This is a genomic window from Salmonirosea aquatica (assembly GCF_009296315.1).
In the GTDB taxonomy this organism is placed as follows: domain Bacteria; phylum Bacteroidota; class Bacteroidia; order Cytophagales; family Spirosomataceae; genus Salmonirosea; species Salmonirosea aquatica.
The window spans coordinates 2,467,797-2,486,899 of record NZ_WHLY01000002.1 but is presented as its reverse complement, the minus strand read 5'-3'; the positions used below and the strand labels follow the sequence as shown (position 1 = coordinate 2,486,899).

Genomic DNA, 19,103 nt, shown 5'->3' with positions numbered 1-19,103 from the left:
TAGGGTTATTTAACGATATTTGTCAGGTACAAATTAACTAAAAAATGAGTAACGAAACCATTATTTTCTCAATGGCGGGGGTTAGTAAGGTTATTCCGCCCAATCGTCACATCATCAAAAATATTTATTTGTCCTTTTTCTATGGGGCAAAAATAGGCGTGCTTGGTCTTAATGGCTCTGGTAAATCCACCCTGCTGCGCATCATTGCGGGGGTAGATAAAGACTTCCAGGGTGAGGTGGTGTTCTCACCCGGCTATTCCGTGGGAATGCTGGAACAGGAGCCCATCCTCGACCCGACAAAAACCGTGCGTGAGGTCGTAGAGGAAGGAGTACAGGAAGTAGTTGATCTACTCAAAGAATTTGATGAAATCAACGAGGCCTTCGGCGAACCCGATGCTGATTTTGACAAACTACTTGAACGTCAGGGTGAAGTACAGGAAAAACTCGATCACCTCGATGCCTGGAATCTGGATAATCGTCTGGAGGTAGCCATGGACGCCTTGCGCTGCCCGCCCTCGGAGACCTCGGTGGCCACGCTGTCGGGCGGCGAAAAGCGCCGTGTGGCCCTGTGCCGCCTGCTGCTGCGCCAGCCTGACGTTTTGCTGCTCGATGAGCCCACCAACCACCTTGATGCCGAAAGTGTGCTGTGGCTGGAAGAACACCTGCGGCAATACAAAGGTACCGTCATCGCTGTGACCCACGACCGGTACTTCCTCGACAACGTGGCGGGCTGGATTCTGGAACTGGACCGGGGCGAAGGTATTCCCTGGAAAGGAAACTACACCTCGTGGCTGGAACAGAAACAGGATCGCCTGCAGAAAGAAGAAAAACAGGAATCGAAGCGGCAAAAGACCCTGCAACGGGAGCTGGAATGGGTACGTATGGTGCCCAAAGCCCGGCAGGCCAAGTCGAAAGCCCGCCTTGGCGCTTACGAGAAAATGCTGGGCGAGGATGCCAAAGAGAAAGAAAACAAACTGGAACTATTCATTCCGCCCGGACCGCGCTTGGGTGGCAAGGTCATCGAAGCCAACAACATCATGATGGCCTACGGCGACAAGCTGCTGTACGATAACCTCAATTTCGCCCTGCCTCCGGCGGGCATAGTAGGTATCATTGGGCCCAATGGCGCGGGTAAAACCACGTTGTTCAAACTCATTACCGGACAGGAAAAACCCTTAGGTGGAAACTTTGAAGTGGGCGAAACCGTACAATGGGCCTACGTAGATCAGGAGCACGATAATCTGGATCCTAACAAAACCGTTTTTCAGACGATCTCGGAAGGCAACGAATGGGTGATGCTGGGCGGCAAGCAAGTCAATGCCCGTGCCTACGTGAGCAAGTTTAATTTTGCGGGATCAGACCAGGAGAAGAAGGTAGGTACCCTGTCGGGTGGTGAGCGCAACCGGGTTCATCTGGCGATGACCCTTAAAGAAGGGGGCAACTTGCTTTTGCTTGACGAACCTACCAATGATCTGGACGTAAACACCCTGCGCGCGCTGGAAGAAGGCCTCGAAAACTTCGCGGGTTGCGCCGTGGTCATCAGCCACGACCGTTGGTTCCTCGACCGCATCGCTACGCATATTCTGGCTTTCGAAGGCGATTCGCAAGTCTATTGGTTCGAGGGAAATTTCTCAGAATACGAAGAAAACCGTAAGAAGCGCCTGGGCGCCGACGCCACGCCCAAGCGAATCAAGTACCGCAAACTGGCTTAACAGCACGCGCACAGGTCAGGTACAAGCAAAAAGAAAAGCCCACTCAGTAGGTGTCTACTGCATGGGCTTTTCTTATTCAAGGGGTACCTTAGGTGGTTTAGTTCTGCTGCGCAGACTGGAAGAATTCGTCCATCAACAGATAGCGATCCCGGGTTTTCTCGGTTTCGGCCTCGGTATGGGTGTTGATGCGCATGACGGGTGCGGCTTGTCCGGCTTTGACCGCGGGCCACTGAGGTACCCCCAGGCCATTGGGATTACCGGTTTTAATAAAATTGGCAAAGAACAGCTGCATGATTTCCGAAACCTTGTAGTCTTCGGGCTGCCAGTCGTACACGCGGTTGGTGGGTAGGTTCCCCAGGGCATACTCGATTTCGGCCGAATGCACGGCACCCTTCGGAGCGGGTGGCCTTTTGGCGTTCGCATCGTCGTTGCGGGTGATGCCGCCCGCCAGGTTGGCAGTCGCCGCCCCCATTTCCGCCCGCATTTCGGGCCGCGGGCGCTCGTAAAAATAGCGGTACACGGGTTTACCACCCGTTTTGGCGTGCAGATCCGACCATTTCCAGGTACTGAACCCGATGAACCGATCACCGGCCAGGGCGGTGGCTACCTGCTCTACCTCCTCATCATTCGTGGGGTTATACACCTTCAGCAGTTTGTCGGCCTGATCGCCATACATCTTTTTGACGGCATTGGTGTAATTCTCCCGGGTAGGTGCTTCCTTGCCCAGAATGCCCTGGTAGCCCCCTTCCTGCGAGTTCCAGCCCACCAGTAGCGGCACGTGGGCCTGCTGTCCGGCTTCAAACACAGCGGTAGGCGATTTAGGAAAAAAATAGCCATCCACCACGGCCGAAAACCGGGGTACCCCCGGCTTGGTGGTCGTTTCCAGCAATGCCTGCGCGGGCATGGCCCGCAGGGCCGCCAGGGAGGGCGCGTTGACGGCTTTGCCAAACTCTATCCCCATCTTTTCGGCTTCCTGCAAGCTGGTAACGGGCCGGAAACCCAATAAGGAGCCGCTCTCCCCGATGGCCCCGGCCATGAGGTCTTTGGCCAGCGGGGAAGCCATCTGGGCACTGACCGAAAAGGACCCTGCCGATTCGCCGGCGATGGTGACGCGCTTGGGATCACCACCAAAAGCGGCAATATTTTTCTGCACCCATTGCAGGGCGGCGTACTGATCCAGAAAGCCGTAGTTGCCCGAGGCTTTGTGAGGCGATTCCTTAGTCAGTTCGGGATGGGAGAAAAATCCAAAAATCGTGAGGCGGTAATTGACCATGACCGTCACGATGCCATGACGGGCCAGACTTTCACCGTCGTAGCGGGGCTCCGAGCCGTCGCCGGCCATCAAGCCGCCGCCGTAGAAGTACACCAGCACCGGCAAGCCATCGGAAGCCGCCTTGGCGGGCGTCCAGACATTGAGGTAAAGGCAATCCTCGCTCACGCCATCCGAACGAAAATTCATGTCTCCAAACAACGGCAACTGCATGGCGCGGGGGCCAAATTTATCGGCTTTGCGTACACCCGTCCAGTTTTTAACGGGCTGAGGTTCCCGCCAGCGCAGATCGCCCACGGGCGGCGCGGCAAAAGGTACCCCCTTGAAGGCGCGGACGCCTGACTCATCGATGCCTTCCAGTACCCCATTGGCCGTTTTGACCTGCAAAGGAGGAGCACTCATACCCGACTGGGCGTGAAGTGCCTGTACTGACCAATAGGAGATTAGAACCAGGATAAGTAGTTTTTTCATAGGTAAATAAGATAGGTTGAATGATAAAGCCCCGTTCGCTACATAGGTAGGTGCCTATCTAAAAGCGATAGACAGGTAAGAATATAACCATTGGACTGGTAAAATAAGTAGGGAGTTATTTTGCTTAAAACTCAAAAAAGGGCGGTTCAATATCGTTCAACCGCAAATACACCAGCGTTTCGGCGCGATGGTGCGCCACGTGCATAAAGGCCCGCAGCAGCAAATCCCAGCCCGAATGTTTTTGCCAATAGGCGTTGTCGCCGTAGCCCGTACCCTCAAGTTGCTGGTTGGTAAGTTCGCGGATCAGGGCCGTGCAATGATTGTGGCATGCCGTGTAATAATCACGGATGGCCGCTTTGGTAGTTTCGGCGGGTTCGTTCAGCGGCCCCTGACCGACGATCATCCCGATGAAAAAGGTATTCCAGTAGGCTGCGTGGGTGTACTGCTTGCCAAACGACATCTGCTTCGGCGTGGGGCGGTAGTCAAACAGGGCTTCGGGCATTTTATCGAGCACCTTCAGGCTATACGGCAAAGCATTCTGCCAGCGGTGCACGTAGTCATCTAAAAAAGAAACATCCGCCGGGGGAAAGCCCGGCTTTTCGCCCGTGGTTAAAATCAGGCTTCCCGCAATTTTTAATAAAGCTTCTTTTCTTTCCATAAGCTTGGTGATTGGGTGTGCAGGTACCTTTCGTAGCGTATTTGTCTTACCGGCATGTAGGTACTTCCGAAAAATAAAGTCGTATTTTAGCCCAAAGACTTAAACCCAAAGACATGAAACCGCTATCTCTACCGCTTGTCGCCCAGACCCGCCGTACCTTCCTGACCCGAACCACCCAATCGGCTGGACTGCTGGCCCTAGCGAGCCTGTCGCCCTTCACATCGCTGGCGACTGGCCTTACCAAAGCCATCACTGTACAGCAAATCATCGATTTGATTCTTAAAGAAGGGCAGCTTTCTCCTATGAAAAACACGGTGGATACTATCAAGGCCGGAAGCGCCGATCAGGTCGTGACGGGCATCGTGACCACCATGTTCCCGACGATTGAGGTCATTGAGGAAGCCACCCGCCTGAAAGCCAATTTCATCATGGCCCACGAACCTACCTTTTATAACCATACGGACAATCCGGATTGGGTAGAGAACAATTCGGTAGTGAAACAAAAGCAGGAATTATTGGCCAAGCGTGGCATAACCGTCTGGCGGTTTCACGACTACATTCATCAGCTGAAGCCCGACGCCATCAGTTACGGGGTAGCCAAGAAAGCGGGCTGGCTGTCCTACTACAAAACCGGAAACTTGATGCTCAGTATTCCTGCTTTATCCCTGGGGAAGCTAGTGCAGCATCTTAAAACCTCGCTGGGTATCGATCACCTGCGAGTCATCGGTGATCCGGCGCAGACCTGTGAGCGGGTCGCGCTGCTGCCCGGTGCCTGGGGCGGCCCCCGGCAGGTAGGTACGGCTGAGCGCGAAAAGCCTGATGTACTGATTGTAGGAGAGGTATCCGAATGGGAAACGGCCGAGTACGTCCGCGATGCCCGGCTGCTGGGCCGTCCTATCTCGCTCATTGTGCTCGGTCATTCGGTGAGTGAGGAGCCGGGCATGGAGTACTTCGTGGACTGGCTGCAACCCAGATTGCCGGAAATAAAAATCACCCACGTGGCCTCAAACAATCCATTCCGCTGGATGTAGTGTAAAAGTCGATATAGGTTCCATGCAAACCGACTTATCCCATGAAAGCAGTCAATCCGCTGGTTGTTTTTTTCCTTTTAATTGCCCTGGGGGCCTGTAAATCTGAGAATAACACCCAAGATACCATGTCAGCAAGCGATCGAAAATGGTGGAAAGAAGCCGTCATCTATCAAATTTATCCCCGCAGTTTTCAGGATAGCGACGGGGACGGGGTAGGTGACCTGAAAGGGATCATTTCCCGGCTGGATTACATCAAAAGTCTGGGTATCGATGCCGTGTGGCTCAATCCGATTTATGCCTCTCCCAACGACGACAACGGCTACGATATCAGCGATTACCGCAGCATCATGGCCGAGTTCGGTACCATGCAGGATTTCGACGCCCTGCTGAAAGGTATGCACGACCGGGGTATCAAGCTGGTGATGGACGTGGTAGTGAACCATAGCAGCGACGAGCACGAGTGGTTTAAACAAAGCCGTAGCTCGCGCACGAATCCCTACCGTGACTACTACCACTGGTGGCCCGCCGAGCAAGGTACCCCTCCCTACCGGTACAGCCTGTTCGATGTCAATCACGACGCCTGGAAGTATGACTCGCTGACTGATGCGTACTACCTGCACTACTTCTCGCGGAAGCAGCCCGACCTGAACTGGGAGAATCCCAAACTCCGGCAGGAGGTGTACGACATCATGAAGTTCTGGGCCGACAAGGGGGTGGATGGATTCCGCCTCGATGCCTTTCAGTTTGCTGCCAAGGATACCACCTTCCCGGTTTTTCCCAAGGGCTATGAAAAGAACTTCACCCAATACTATGCCATGCAGGGCAACCTGCACGAGTACCTGAAAGAGATGAACCGGGAGGTATTCAGTAAGTACGATGTCATGAGCGTGGCCGAAGGTGCGGGCAATACGTTTGAAGATGCCCACAACCTGGTGGACGCCGACCGCAATGAGCTGAACATGGCTTACGCCTTCGAGGGCGTGGACCTGGCCAAGCCCGAAGGGTACAGTGTGCTGAAATTCAAGGAGGTGTTCAGTCGCTGGGATAGTTCATTCGCCGAAAAGGGCTGGCTGGCTATTTTTCTGGCCAATCACGATCAGGCCCGGATGGTGAGCCGGTTTGGCAACGACAGTCCGGCGTTCCGCGCCCCGTCGTCTAAGATGCTCTCCACCTTTATCATGACCATGCGGGGTACCCCCTATTACTATTACGGCGATGAACTAGGCATGACCAATGGGGGCTTTGAGCGAATCGAGGATTTCAGGGACATTCAAACGCTGAATGAGTTCGAATACCAAAAAAATCGTGGAGCAGATATGGCTGAGGTGCTGGAACGTAAACAGTTCGAGTCGCGCGATAACGGCCGGACGCCCTTTCAGTGGGATGCCACCAAAAACGCGGGTTTTACGAAAGGTACCCCCTGGATCAAAGTAGGGCCCAACTACCAAACCGTGAATGCCGCCGCCGAGGAGAAAGACCCCAACAGCTGCCTCAATTATTTCCGCGCGCTGGTGAAGCTGCGTAAAGATAACCTGGCCCTGGTGTACGGCGATTACACGCTGCTGGATAAGGATAACCCCGACACGTACTCGTACACGAGGGAACTGGACGGCAAAAAATTTCTGATCATGCTCAATTTCAAAGGTACCCCCGCCGGTACCCAAACCGGCCTGGATTTGAGCAAAGCCAAAGTAATATTAGGCAACTATCCGCAACCCTCCACGGATGGGCGATTGAAACCCTACGAAGCGGTGGTTTATGAAATACCCTGAATTTTAACCCTCAACCATTTCTTTCCAAACAGCCTTTCATGAAAAAGTACGCCCTCTTGATACTATTCGTATTCCCAATCAGTCGGACGGCCTGGGCCCAATCGCCGGAGGTACTGGCCATCCGAAAATACGGTACCCAGAACGCCGATAAAATGATGCGGGAATTCGCGGCCTTTCTGGCCATTCCCAACATCGCCCGCGATACGGTCAACATCAAAAAGAACGCGGCTTTTATCATGTCCATGATGACGGAGCGAGGCATCAAAAACGTACAACTACTGGCACCCTCCACCGCGGGTGCACCGCCGGCCGTCTATGGGGAAGTGAAGGTACCCGGCGCTACCCAAACGTTGATTTTTTACGCCCATTACGACGGACAACCCGTCAACCCCGCCCAGTGGGCGCCGGGTCTGGAACCCTTCAAACCGCAGCTGTACACGGGTACCATCGACAAAAGTGGAAAGAATATTCCCTTCCCGACCGACGGCCAATACAACCCCGACTGGCGTATCTACGCCCGCTCCGCTTCGGACGACAAAGCGGGGGTATTTACCATCCTGAGTGCTTACGAAGCGCTTACTAAAAATGGGCTGGTACCTACCTCCAATCTGAAATTTTTCTTCGAGGGAGAAGAGGAGGCTGGCTCGCCCCATCTGAATCAAATCCTGGAAAAACACAGCGCGTTACTGCAATCGGACCTGTGGATCATCTGCGATGGCCCCGTGCACCAGACGGGCAGGAAGCAGATCGTATTCGGGGTGCGGGGCGACGCCCACATGGATCTGACGGTTTATGGCCCCAAACGGCCTTTGCACAGCGGCCACTACGGCAACTGGGCACCCAATCCCGCCCTGCTCTTGGCCAAACTACTGGCTTCGATGAAAGACGACGAAGGCCGGGTGACTATTAAAGGCTTTTACGACGATGTAACACCGCTCACCGCTTCCGAAAAAAAAGCCATGCAGGAGGTACCTTCGGTAGAAGCGCAAATGAAGCGGGAGCTAGGACTGAGTACGGTGGAAACGACCGGCGCGGTGCTGAATGAGGCCATCAGTGTGCCATCACTCAACATCAACGGCATGCAGAGCGGTAACGTGGGTAAAATGGCCTCCAACCAGATACCCACCTTCGCCACGGCCGTACTGGACCTACGGCTGGTGCTAGGCAATGATTGGCAGCGACAACAGCAGAAAGTAGTGGATCATATCAAAGCCCAGGGGTACCATGTCATCGACCACGAACCGACGGACGACGAAAGGGCGCAATATGGCAAGCTGATCAAAGTGATTCCGGGAGAGGACGGCTACAACGCCCAGCGTACCCCGATGGATTTACCGATTGCCCAGCGCGTTATCAAAGCCGTACAGACCACGACGACCGATCCACTGGTACTGCAACCTACCTCAGGCGGAAGCCTGCCTTTGTATTTGTTCAAAAAGTACCTGAATGCGAACACTATGACGGTTCCCATCGCCAACCACGACAACAACCAGCACGCCGAAAACGAGAACATCCGGCTGGGGAATCTGTTCGACGGGTTGGAAACCATGACGGCCGTGATGCGGATGAAATAGGGTACCTAGGCTTTCAGAATCGCTTTCACCTCGTCGAGGCTGCTTTCGTAGGAAGCCCCAATAGGGATTTCCCGGTTATTGATCCAGACGCCATGTCGGCTGATTTTCTGAATATGGGAAAGCGCTACGACGAAGGAGCGATGGATGCGGATGAAATGCTGACTTGGCAAGGTGAGCAGGGCATCGGCAATGCTTTGCCGGCAAAGCAGTTGACGGTTCCGCAGGACGTAATTCACGTAATTTCCCTCGGCTTCCAGGTAGGTTAGATCGTCTAAGGGTACCTTTTCCTGCTCGTAGCCGGTTTTTACAAAAATGAATTGTTCGTTGAGTAAGGTACCCTCTGGCGAAAAACTCTGACGCATCTGTTTTATTTCCAGTGCTTTATTGCAAGCCTGAGTAAACCGAACCAGCGAGTAGGGTTTGAGCAGATAGTCCACGGCATTTAGCTCAAAACCTTTCACGGCGTACTCGGAATAGGCCGTCGAGAAGATAATCATAGGTACCCTCTGTAAACAATAAAGAAACTCGATCCCCGAAATGTCGGGCATTTTTATATCCAGAAAGAGCAGGTCGATTTTCTGCTGTTGTAGGTGGGGAATTGCCTCGAACGCATTGGTGAAGGTACCTTCCAGGCGCAGGAAGGGTACCTTGGCGGCGTGCATCTGAATGACTTCCAGGGCTAGGGGTTCGTCGTCGATAGCTAGGGCGGTGAGTAGCATGCTGATTATGAGATCTCCAGAACCAATGATACGAAATAATCGCGTTCCGTGGCCTGAATGTCGAGCGAATAGCGGTTAGGGTACAGCAAATCGAGGCGTTTGCGCACATTTTCCAGGCCAATTCCCGAATGATTTTCCTCTGGATCATTCCCTGTTTTGGGATGAATGCTGTTGTGTACCTTGAAATACAACTTCGTGGCATCCAGCGTGAGCGTGATGTAAATCCAGGAAGGCTGGCGCAGGCTAATGCCGTGCTTGAAGGCATTCTCCACAAAAGGATTCAGCAGCATGGGAGCCAGGTACCTATCCTGTTCGAGCTCCTGAATGTTGACTCGAATCTCGATCTCGTGGCCCTCGTCCAGCCGCATGCGCTGCAAGTTCAGGAAGTTGTGCAGGTACTCGATTTCCTTCCGCAGCGGAATGCGCTCCTGATTATTTTCGTCCAGCATGAAGCGCATCATATCGCCCAGTTTCTGGATACAATCGGCGGTTTTCTCGCTACCCTCTTTCAAAGCCACCGAATAGAGTGTGTTGAGCGCATTGAACAAAAAATGGGGATTGACCTGCGAGCGCAGCGTGTCGAGTTCCGTGGATTTACGAAGTACCTGGGTTTGTAATTGTTGGTTTTTCTCAAAAAAATACCGCCGCATGTAAGCCGTTACCAGGCCGACGGCGCTGGGTAGTAGGTACAAGTAAAGGTAGGGGTAAGGAAGGCTCGATGCCGCCACCAATTTCCATAAAAGAAAAAGAACAAAACTTGCCAGATCATAGAGTAGTATTCCTGAGAGATAGTACCAGCCTGACCGGGAATTGGACAAATAGTTAGCGAAGAAAGGGAGTAGTTTTTTATAGAATAGGTAATGAAACCCTACCGTGAGCGCCACGATAACTAACCCCACCAGTACCCCTCCGCGACCCATGGCAAAATTGGCGATACTACCCACAAAAATCCATAAAATCAGGCACGAACTTGCCAGAGTCAACAGCAGATAGTTTAGGATTCGATGCCGTGATAATCCCTGCTGCTCGTGTAGCTCGATGGTACGGTAGTAAAACTGAGCAAAAGCCTCGTAAATCAGCAAACACACCAGCGCCGCCAAAAGGCTGGTGGGAATGTTTACAAGGTCGGAGTCGTGTACCTGAAAGCCAGCGATTTGTCCATCACCAGCACGTCGGAACTGAATTCCGCGCTGGAAAAAGCTATACAAAAGAATGCTACTGAGCGTCAGACCCACCGTGAGTACAATCAGCCAGTTGGTAGTGGTTCCGTACCTCTTTTCCATGATTCGGGGAAAGGCGTGATAATGAAAAACGTACCACGCCGCCATGAAAAGTACCCCTCCGGCCACGGTAGGAAAAATGACGTTTTGGTTATAATCAAAAGCGGCCAGGTCGCGGAGAATGGTCGCGTTGCTCACCCCGGCGCTCTGTGCATTTCCGATGTCTAGGTAGAAGTACCTTGCCAGCTCCAGCAAGCGGCGGATGATGTAAGCCGTGGCAGCGGCAAGAATGATGAAGAGTTCGTAACGACGGGTAGTAGCGATGGAGGGCATAAGCGGGTTTGATTTATTTGAATCAAAACTACGCTTTGCTAACTAGTGCCGGGGGAAAATGACGTGAATGGGTGGATTTTTGGGATGAAAACAAAACATCCCGAAAGTTTAGCCGTCTGGCGTTCAAGACTTTCGGGATGTTGCCGGAAGATGGGCGGCTCGCCCGTTCCAAATTATTCCAGCTTAAGATTGCCCATATTAGTAAACGTCAGGCCGCCGTCGTTAAAAAAGATGGTTTTGGCCTCCGCGTTCGTCCGTACCGTGATAAGGTGGCCACTAGGTATAATCACTACTTCGCCCTTGGCAGGAATCTTCCCATTTTTCCAAGTACTAGCATCGTCCCAGTTGCCGCTTCTAACGCTTTCCCGGAAAATATCGCTGGACGTGACGGAGATGGTTTGACCCGAAGCGGTCTTGCCAACAATCATTACGTTGCGTGAATCGGGAAAGTTGTAGCCACTCGGAAAGCTGAATGAAACAATATTGCCCGTTTGCCGGCCGACATAAATAGAGTCTTTGGAATAGGACACATAGGTCGTTATTTCGGTTAGCTCTGACCCTTCTGCGGTGATGTTATAGCTCTCGGGCGTCAGCACAATTAACCCTTTTGCGGGAGAAGTCAAGTTCAGGGATGGGTTGCTGGTTGATAGCGGAGTACTGGTTGCTGTTACTGGAGGGGAGACAAAAGTCAGCGTTGGCGGATTGAATCCATTTTTACAAAATAAACTGCTCTTGGGGCTAAGATAAATGAGCGTTTCGACCGTATTTATTACATCCATATTATCGGTAGAACCTATATGGTGTTGATTGCCGATCGTGGTCACGCAACCCGACATACCTCCCTTTTGGCTGGCAAATTCAACAACACCATCATGATCTGTTCCTAAGATGTTTTCAAAGAATTTTCCAAGACTAATTGCAATTGCGCTTGCTTTTTCAACTAACAAAAGAGTATCACCATCATATAGCTCTTCACTATCTGAGTAAAATTTTTTATAATAATCGTAAGGAATCCAAGTGGTGATTACGTGTGAGGGTACCTTATTACGATTAAGATTGCCTTCGCCATTGAGGTAACCTCGGATGTCGCTACCATTCACACTAAGGTCTCCAATAGCATCGCAAGTGCCAAGTATTGATAAGTTCGTGTTAGATATTTTAAGAAGACTACACCAATCAAAGGGCGAGTTAGGGTTGGTTGACAAGTCACCTAGTTGAGAACCAGAATGGGGCGTGTTTATCGTGATGAGTTTTTGGATATCATCACGATACTCAGCATCTGAAGCATCTTGTAAGTAGAGCCGTGCCAGTATGCCTCCCATGCTGTGTCCTACTACGATTGCTTTGCCCGTCGCAATTCCGATATTGCGCAAACCCGTCAAAAGTTCCAAAATCGCATCAGGTACCACATTACGGTTCACATAAAAACGGGAGCGATTGGTAGAGCTGTAGTCTGCTCGATGCAGAAAATCAAGGTAATAAGGATCATCTAGGTGCCTAAAGTATAGGCTATATAACATTTCCTTAAACGAATCGCCATTAGAATCTAATCCATGCACCATCACTAGAGGTGCTTGGTGCACCTCCAACGCCGATGAATCCAGGACGGTAGTGGGTGAGTTAAGATCATAAAGCTCAATTGTTAGGGTAGAAAAAGAGGCATCGGGATATTCAGAGATATATTCAGGGTGAGTATAGCGTACTACCAGGCTATCGGTTGTTTGAGAAATCACCGTAAACTCACCATACAAATCTTTATTCTGTAAATAATTTTCCATGATCCGAACGCCAAGCCCGGTGAAATTCCTGCCCGTAAACTTGAATATCGAAGCCTGGGAGCCGTCGGCGGCGATTTTGTAGGGAGGTGATGCGCTTAAAAGTTTACGCTGGCTGAATGATGGAAATTGAGGGAGTTGGTGGTAGTGTTCTGTCGTTAAGGCTGGCTTATCTGGTGCGAGTTTAACAACTCGGAAATCAAAGCCACGAGACTGTTTAGCAAGCGAATCGTAACCGATGTAAATTCCTCCCGCCATGATATACCCATTGTCTGAAGTCTGTTGGATAGAATAAGCGTTATCATCCTTCGGCCCACCCAGTGATTTCTGCCATTGAATCTGCCCCTGCGGATCGAGTTTTACAATCCACTGGTCAAAAAATGGGCCAGGTGGGTATCCAGTAGGTTCGTGATGTCCGAAAATATCACCATCGTTTGAGTAAGAGTCTCCTGCTACAATATATCCTCCGTCCGAGGTTTGTTGGACGGAGGTTGCAACATCGTAATTAGACCCACCCAGCGATTTCTGCCATAGAATTTGCCCTTGCGAACTAAGTTTTACTATCCAAAAGTCAGAGGACCATGCTGGAAAACCAAAAAAATCAACACCAATGTGATTTCCGGAGACATCACCGTCGTTGGAGTTAGAACTTCCCGCTACGATGTACCCCCCGTCTGATGTCTGCTGGATCGACTTAGCTTTATCATCATTTGACCCGCCCAACGATTTCTGCCATAGAATTTGCCCCTGTTGATCAAGTTTCACAACCCAATAGTTGGAGTCGCTCCGATTGTTAATAAGGGAGTCAGATTCTCCTGCTACAATATATCCTCCGTCCGAGGTCTGTTGGATGGAATAAGCTTTATCATTAAAACTAAATCGTGACAGCGATTTTTCCCATTGAATCTGTCCCTGTGGATTAAGTTTTACAATCCAATAGTCGTAAAAGAAACCAACATAACCAGATGGGTGATGATGTCCAGAAACATCACCGTCTTCCGAGTCAGAGTACCCCGCTACGATATAGCCACCGTCTGAGGTTTGCTGGATAGATTCTGCTCTCTCATCACCTCTCCCACCTAACGATTTTTGCCATTGAATCTGTCCCTGTGGACTTAGTTTCACAACCCAAATGTCATCGGACCATGAGGGTCTATCGAAAACTCCGCGCGCGCCATGATTTCCGGTAACATCACCGTCGATAGAATTAGAAAACCCCGCAACAATATATCCTCCATCGGAAGTTTGTTGGATCGAATGAGCTTCATCACCATTCGATCCACCTAATGATTTTTGCCATTGAATTAGTCCTTGTGAGCTTAGTTTCACAATCCAGTAATCAGAGCCACCATGATTCCCGGTAACATCACCACCGTTGTAGTAGGAATATCCTGCTATGATATACCCTCCATCTGATGTTTGCTGAATGGAATTAGCAATATCATCACCCACCCCACCCAGCGATCTCTGCCATTTTATTGCAGGAGCCTGTGAGAAAGCAAAATATGGGACCATTAACAACAGTAACAGTGCGTGCGTAAAGTGCTTCATGTGGGCTGAGGAGTTGGTGAGCAGGAGGGCAAACAAAGATATTTGGCAGATTAGAAAGAACTTTTCGAATATCCAAAAAAGATTATCAAGCGGTACTTCGGTAGCTTTTTTGTGCTGGTTTGCCCCTAGATGTATTTGCAAACTGAGTAAGGGGAATCTGGAAAAATAGCGACGCCTTCCCTGATTTCAGGGAAGGCGTCGCTATTTTTCCAGAAAAACGGGCAAACAAGATGCCCATATCCCGTTCACATTAATTCCTCGGCGGCTTTCCACCCGTCAGCAGTCCCTGCATCCGTTCGAGCGTTTTCTTTTCGCCGCAAAGGGAAAGGAAAGCCTCGCGTTCCAGATCGAGAAGGTACTGCTCCGTGACGGTTTGGGGTTGGCTGAGGTCGCCGCCGCAGATCACATAGGCCAGTTTATTGGCCAGCTTGGCATCGTGATCACTGATGTAGTTGGCCAGGCGCATTTGCGCCACGCCCGCCATAAACAGTGCGATACCGGTTTTGCCCTGTACCTTGATGTCGGCGCGGGGTTTGGGTTGGGTGTAGCCATTGTCGGCCAATTCCATGGCCGCCTGCTTGGCTTCGGCAATCAGGCGGCTACGGTTCAATACGATCTGATCTTTTTCTTGTAAATAGTGCATGCCGAATGCCTCTTGTGCTGAGGTAGATACCTTGGCCTGGGCGATGTTCATGAACGCATTTTGCAAGATATTCAATTCGGGATCACCGGGCTGGTACAGGTCCGAGCAGCGCGCGGCCATTTCTTTGGTACCTCCGCCGGCCGGAATCAGGCCTACGCCTAGTTCCACCAAACCTATGTAGGTTTCGGCGTGGGCAACGACTTTATCAGCATGAAGACTCAGCTCGCAACCGCCGCCCAGCGCGAGGGTGTGCGGGGCTACCACCACCGGAATGGAGGAGTACCTTGCCCGCAGGATCGTCTGCTGGAACTGCGCGATCATCAGGTTAATTTCGTCAAATTCCTGCTCGATGGCGTACATAAACAGCATGGCCAGGTTAGCGCCCGCGGAGAATGCCTCGGTCGATTCATTGGCGATTACCAGTCCCCGAAAATCTTTCTCGGCCAGCGCGATGCCCTTATGCATCCCTTCGATGACTTCTACCCCGAAAGTGTTCATTTTGGAGCGGAATTCGAGGTTCAGAATCCCGTCACCCAGGTCGTAAAGCGCCGCTCCGGCGTTTTTCCAGACAATATTGTTCGTCACATTACTCAGGATGATGAAGTTATCCTGTCCTGGTATTTCTTTATACGATTTGGTCGGAATATCGTAGTACTGCTTGCGGCCGTTTTCGACTTTATAGAAGGACTCATTTCCGACTTCCAGCATTTCATACACCCAGGCGGCCGGTTTTTTGTCAAGTTTCTCCATGATGTCCAGCATCGTGCGCACGCCGATGGCATCCCAGGTTTCAAACAGACCCATCTGCCAGCCGAAGCCCGCCGTGATGGCCTGGTCGATGCGGTAGAGTTCATCCGAAATTTCGGGGATGCGATACGTAGCGTAGCGAAAACTATCCGCAAAAGTTTGTCGGTAAAATTCTCCGGCCTCGTCTTTCCCTTCCAGCAACACCCCAAAGCGCTTTGCCAGATTGTCGATGGCCTTGGTACCTTCCAGCGTGGCGAATTTAACTTTCCCAGAAGGGCGGTATTCCAGCGTTTTGAAATCCAGCGCCAGAATCACGGATTTGCCGCTTTCGTCCTTTATTTTTTTATAAAAACCCTGACCGGATTTATCGCCCAGCCATTTTTTATTGAAAAGCTCCTGCATTACCCCCGGTACCACGAATGCCTCCCGCGACTCGTCGGTTTCGGCACCCGATTCGTAGAGGTTGTTGGCTACGTGGACAGTCGTGTCCAGACCCACTACGTCCGAAAGCCGGAATGTACCCGACTTGGGGCGACCCACCACCGGCCCAGTCAGTTTGTCCACCTGCTCTACGGTCAGGCCCATTTTTTCGGCCACGCGGACGGTCTGAACCATGGCGTGAATACCCAGGCGGTTAGCGATGAAGCCGGGCGTATCCTTGCAGAGTACCGTTGTTTTTCCTAGAAATAAATCGCCGTAATTCATCAGAAAGTCAATGACTTTCGGGTCGGTTTTGGGGCCGGGGATGATTTCAAGCAGGCGCAGGTACCTGGGTGGGTTGAAGAAGTGAGTACCACTGAAATGCTTCTGGAAATCATCACTGCGGCCTTCCGACATTAGATGGATGGGAATCCCCGAGGTGTTGGAACTCACCAGGGTACCCGGCTTGCGGAGCTTGTCCACTTTCCCGAACAGACTTTGCTTGATATCGAGCCGCTCCACGATCACTTCGATGATCCAGTCGTACTCTTTGATTTCGGCCAGGTTGTCGTCAAAATTGCCCAGCTTAATTCGGCTGGAAAATTCGGGACTATACAGCGGCGCGGGAGAGCTTTTCAGGGTGTTTTGAAAAGATTCGGTCACGATGCGGTTGCGCACGGCGGTTTTTTCCAATGTCAGCCCCTTGGCTTGTTCGGCGGGAGTAAGTTCACGGGGAATGATATCGAGCAGCAGTACCTGAACGCCGATGTTGGCGAAGTGGCAGGCTATACGGGAGCCCATGATGCCTGAGCCCAGTACGGCTACTTTGCGGATGGTACGGTTCATTAGGGTTGTTGATTTGGTTATGTATGGATCTGGTTATTTTTTGTTTTTTGTGGGACTGGTTTTGAGAATCACACGCGCAAGCACCTACTTTATCTACGTGTACCCCAAACAAAGAAACAATTCCACAGAAAACACCTTCACGCCTCTTTCGCTTTCTGATTTTCGCTATCCACTAAAAAATTGATCTCCTTGATCACATCCAGGAAGACCGCTAATTTTTCCGGTGCGATTTTCTCACGGATGATCTGGTTGAAGGTAATGACTCCTTCGCGAGCCTGCTCGCGCTTGGCTTTACCCTCTTCCGTAAGGGTGATGCGCACAAATCGTTTATCGCTCCCATCGACTTCCCGACGGATCAGTCCCTTCTCTTCCAGGGTTTTTAGCATGCGCACCAGACTGCGGGGCTCCATACCCAGTAATGGGGCGATTTTGGTGGCTGGGGTACCTTTCTCAAGATCTATGTTCAACAGTACGTAGCCTACCGCCATAGTCATATCGTACTGGGCAGCGTAAGTGTTATAAAGGCGGGAAATCGAGTGCCACGCCCATTTTATATGAAAATCGATCGTCTTTTCTTTCCGCATCACTGTTGCCTCTGTGAGTGGGCCGCAATTGCCACGGCCTTTCCACAAATGTACTAAAATCCGTAATTAGTATGCAAGCATACTTTTATTCTCACGTTTCCGTCCAGCGAGTTACGTGCGGTTCAGGCAAAATTGGGTCAATAATATCCAAATCCTCGATCATCTGTTTGGTGTTTATACAAATGGCCTTTACTTTTGCGCAAAACCTTTTTATCGAAGACTCTGATGAAATTTAGAAAGATAGCAGCCTTGATAGCCGGTGTGGCGTTGTTGTCATCGTGCGAGTATCAGAAATTCAACCACGCTGAGCAAAAGGACGTGCGGGCAGGTAGCGAATGGGTGTACGGTGTAAGCCCTGATTCGGCAGCCCGTCAGCTGGCCAATAAGTACGCCGAGCAGCCCGAAGTAGAAAAGCGGGTGAATGCGATTCGGGAGAAGTTGTTTGGGAGTGGTAGCATTGCCCAAGGTAACTAGGGCTTATTTATACAGAACATGGAAAGCAGTGCCTTCAACCGGGGCGCTGCTTTTTTCATTTTATTTCCTGGTTCCCTGCGGTCATTTATTGTTTGACTCCCCGGCCGTCTTTCCGTTTTGGGACAATTGAACTTTTTTAATTTACTTTACACTCCCTTTTGGGGAAGAAGAATAGTATTTTTCCTACACAGCCATCACATTAAAAATACCGTTGACGATGAATATTGCCTTAGTAACTGGATCGGCCGGCCTGATTGGCAGCGAATCCGTCGCTTTCCTGGCCGATAAGTTTGATCTGGTCATTGGAATCGACAATAACCTGCGACAGTACTTTTTCGGGGAGGACGGCAACACCGCCTGGAACCGCAACCGCCTCGAGGAGGCCCATGCCAACTACAAGCATTATAGCGCCGACATTCGTGAGGTCAGCCAGCTGGAGCCGATCTTTAAGGAGTATGGTGACGATATAAAAATGATCGTGCACACCGCCGCACAACCCAGCCACGACTGGGCCGCCCGCGAGCCCTTCACGGACTTTGGCGTCAATGCGGTCGGTACCCTCAACATGCTGGAGATGACACGCCTGAACTGCCCCGAAGCCGTATTCATCTTTACCTCCACCAACAAGGTCTACGGCGACAACCCCAACTACCTGCCCTTGGTGGAGTTGGAAACCCGCTGGGAGATCGACGAGAGCCATCCCTACTTCGAGCACGGCATCGACGAGCAGCATAGCATCGACCACACCAAGCACTCGATTTTCGGGGCATCCAAGGTGGCGGCCGACATCATGGTGCAGGAGTACGGCCGGTACTTCGGCATGAAGACCGGCGTGTTCCGCGGGGGCTGCCTGACGGGCCCCAACCACTCGGGCGCGCAGCTGCACGGGTTCCTGGCCTACCTGATGAAGTGCGCCATCACGGGAAATCACTACACGATCTTCGGCTACAAGGGCAAGCAGGTGCGCGACAACATCCACAGTCACGATCTGGTGAACATGTTCTGGCATTTTTACCAGAATCCCCGGCCCGGCGAAGTGTACAACGCGGGTGGCGGTCGCTTTGCCAACTGCTCGATGATCGAGGCCATCGCGCTCTGCGAGCAGATATCGGGCAAGAAGCTCTCGCATTCGTATTCGGAGACCAACCGCTCGGGCGACCACATCTGGTACATCAGTGATCTGTCAAAGTTCAAAGCGCACTACCCGGGCTGGAACTGGGAGTTCGGCCTGGAGGAGACGCTCACCCAGATTCACGACGGTATTGCGGCCCGCTTAGCTACTAATCCGGCCTGAATCGAACGC

General features: G+C 51.5%; 13 protein-coding genes. 6 read left to right on the top strand and 7 right to left on the bottom strand.

The genetic code is table 11. The features are described 5' to 3' along the window. Positions 1 to 44: 44 nt before the first annotated feature. Positions 45 to 1,712: an energy-dependent translational throttle protein EttA gene (ettA, locus tag GBK04_RS11455; RefSeq protein WP_152759779.1), complete on the top strand. Its 1,668-nt coding sequence runs from the start codon at positions 45 to 47 to the stop codon at positions 1,710 to 1,712. Between the two features lie 97 nt (positions 1,713 to 1,809). On the opposite strand, the gene GBK04_RS11450 is transcribed toward ettA, so the two are convergent. Together GBK04_RS11450 and GBK04_RS11445 are read right to left on the bottom strand one after the other, a co-directional pair. Beyond that, complete coding sequence (locus GBK04_RS11450) at positions 1,810 to 3,453, bottom strand: carboxylesterase/lipase family protein (RefSeq protein ID WP_152759777.1); 1,644 nt, start codon at positions 3,451 to 3,453, stop codon at positions 1,810 to 1,812. Positions 3,454 to 3,577: 124 nt separating this feature from the next. After that, on the bottom strand, positions 3,578 to 4,111 hold the full coding sequence (locus GBK04_RS11445; RefSeq protein ID WP_152759775.1) for a DinB family protein: 534 nt from the start codon (positions 4,109 to 4,111) through the stop codon (positions 3,578 to 3,580). 113 nt (positions 4,112 to 4,224) lie between these two features. Here GBK04_RS11445 and GBK04_RS11440 point away from each other — a divergent pair, with 113 nt between their 5' ends. The 3 genes from GBK04_RS11440 to GBK04_RS11430 are packed head-to-tail and all read left to right on the top strand — an operon-like array spanning position 4,225 to position 8,488. Continuing rightward, the gene (locus GBK04_RS11440) at positions 4,225 to 5,142 is read left to right on the top strand and encodes a Nif3-like dinuclear metal center hexameric protein (protein WP_152759773.1); all 918 of its coding nucleotides are present in this window, start codon (positions 4,225 to 4,227) and stop codon (positions 5,140 to 5,142) included. 41 nt (positions 5,143 to 5,183) lie between these two features. Further along, the gene (locus GBK04_RS11435; protein ID WP_152759771.1) at positions 5,184 to 6,914 is read left to right on the top strand and encodes a glycoside hydrolase family 13 protein; all 1,731 of its coding nucleotides are present in this window, start codon (positions 5,184 to 5,186) and stop codon (positions 6,912 to 6,914) included. Between the two features lie 38 nt (positions 6,915 to 6,952). Then, a complete protein-coding gene (locus GBK04_RS11430) occupies positions 6,953 to 8,488 on the top strand; it encodes a M20/M25/M40 family metallo-hydrolase (protein WP_152759769.1) in 1,536 nt (511 codons plus the stop codon). Positions 8,489 to 8,493: 5 nt separating this feature from the next. Here the strand turns inward: GBK04_RS11430 and GBK04_RS11425 are convergent, their stop codons facing one another. From GBK04_RS11425 to GBK04_RS11405, 5 genes are all read right to left on the bottom strand, one after another. Beyond that, positions 8,494 to 9,207 (bottom strand): LytR/AlgR family response regulator transcription factor, encoded by a 714-nt coding sequence (locus GBK04_RS11425; protein ID WP_152759766.1) that lies wholly within the window; start codon positions 9,205 to 9,207, stop codon positions 8,494 to 8,496. 5 nt (positions 9,208 to 9,212) lie between these two features. After that, positions 9,213 to 10,760 carry a sensor histidine kinase gene (locus GBK04_RS11420; protein ID WP_373330902.1) on the bottom strand — a complete coding sequence of 516 codons (1,548 nt, stop codon included), beginning with the start codon at positions 10,758 to 10,760 and terminating at the stop codon, positions 9,213 to 9,215. A gap of 173 nt (positions 10,761 to 10,933) precedes the next feature. Next, complete coding sequence (locus tag GBK04_RS11415; protein ID WP_152759764.1) at positions 10,934 to 14,086, bottom strand: esterase/lipase family protein; 3,153 nt, start codon at positions 14,084 to 14,086, stop codon at positions 10,934 to 10,936. 250 nt (positions 14,087 to 14,336) lie between these two features. Then, complete coding sequence (locus tag GBK04_RS11410) at positions 14,337 to 16,742, bottom strand: 3-hydroxyacyl-CoA dehydrogenase/enoyl-CoA hydratase family protein (RefSeq protein WP_152759762.1); 2,406 nt, start codon at positions 16,740 to 16,742, stop codon at positions 14,337 to 14,339. Between the two features lie 137 nt (positions 16,743 to 16,879). After that, positions 16,880 to 17,326: a MarR family winged helix-turn-helix transcriptional regulator gene (locus tag GBK04_RS11405; protein ID WP_152759760.1), complete on the bottom strand. Its 447-nt coding sequence runs from the start codon at positions 17,324 to 17,326 to the stop codon at positions 16,880 to 16,882. Positions 17,327 to 17,551: 225 nt separating this feature from the next. On the opposite strand from GBK04_RS11405, the gene GBK04_RS11400 reads away from it, so the two are divergent. Together GBK04_RS11400 and GBK04_RS11395 are read left to right on the top strand one after the other, a co-directional pair. Continuing rightward, positions 17,552 to 17,800, top strand: a complete 249-nt coding sequence (locus GBK04_RS11400) for a hypothetical protein (protein WP_152759758.1) — start codon at positions 17,552 to 17,554, stop codon at positions 17,798 to 17,800. A gap of 217 nt (positions 17,801 to 18,017) precedes the next feature. After that, the gene (locus tag GBK04_RS11395; RefSeq protein ID WP_152759756.1) at positions 18,018 to 19,094 is read left to right on the top strand and encodes an NAD-dependent epimerase/dehydratase family protein; all 1,077 of its coding nucleotides are present in this window, start codon (positions 18,018 to 18,020) and stop codon (positions 19,092 to 19,094) included. Positions 19,095 to 19,103: the final 9 nt, after the last annotated feature.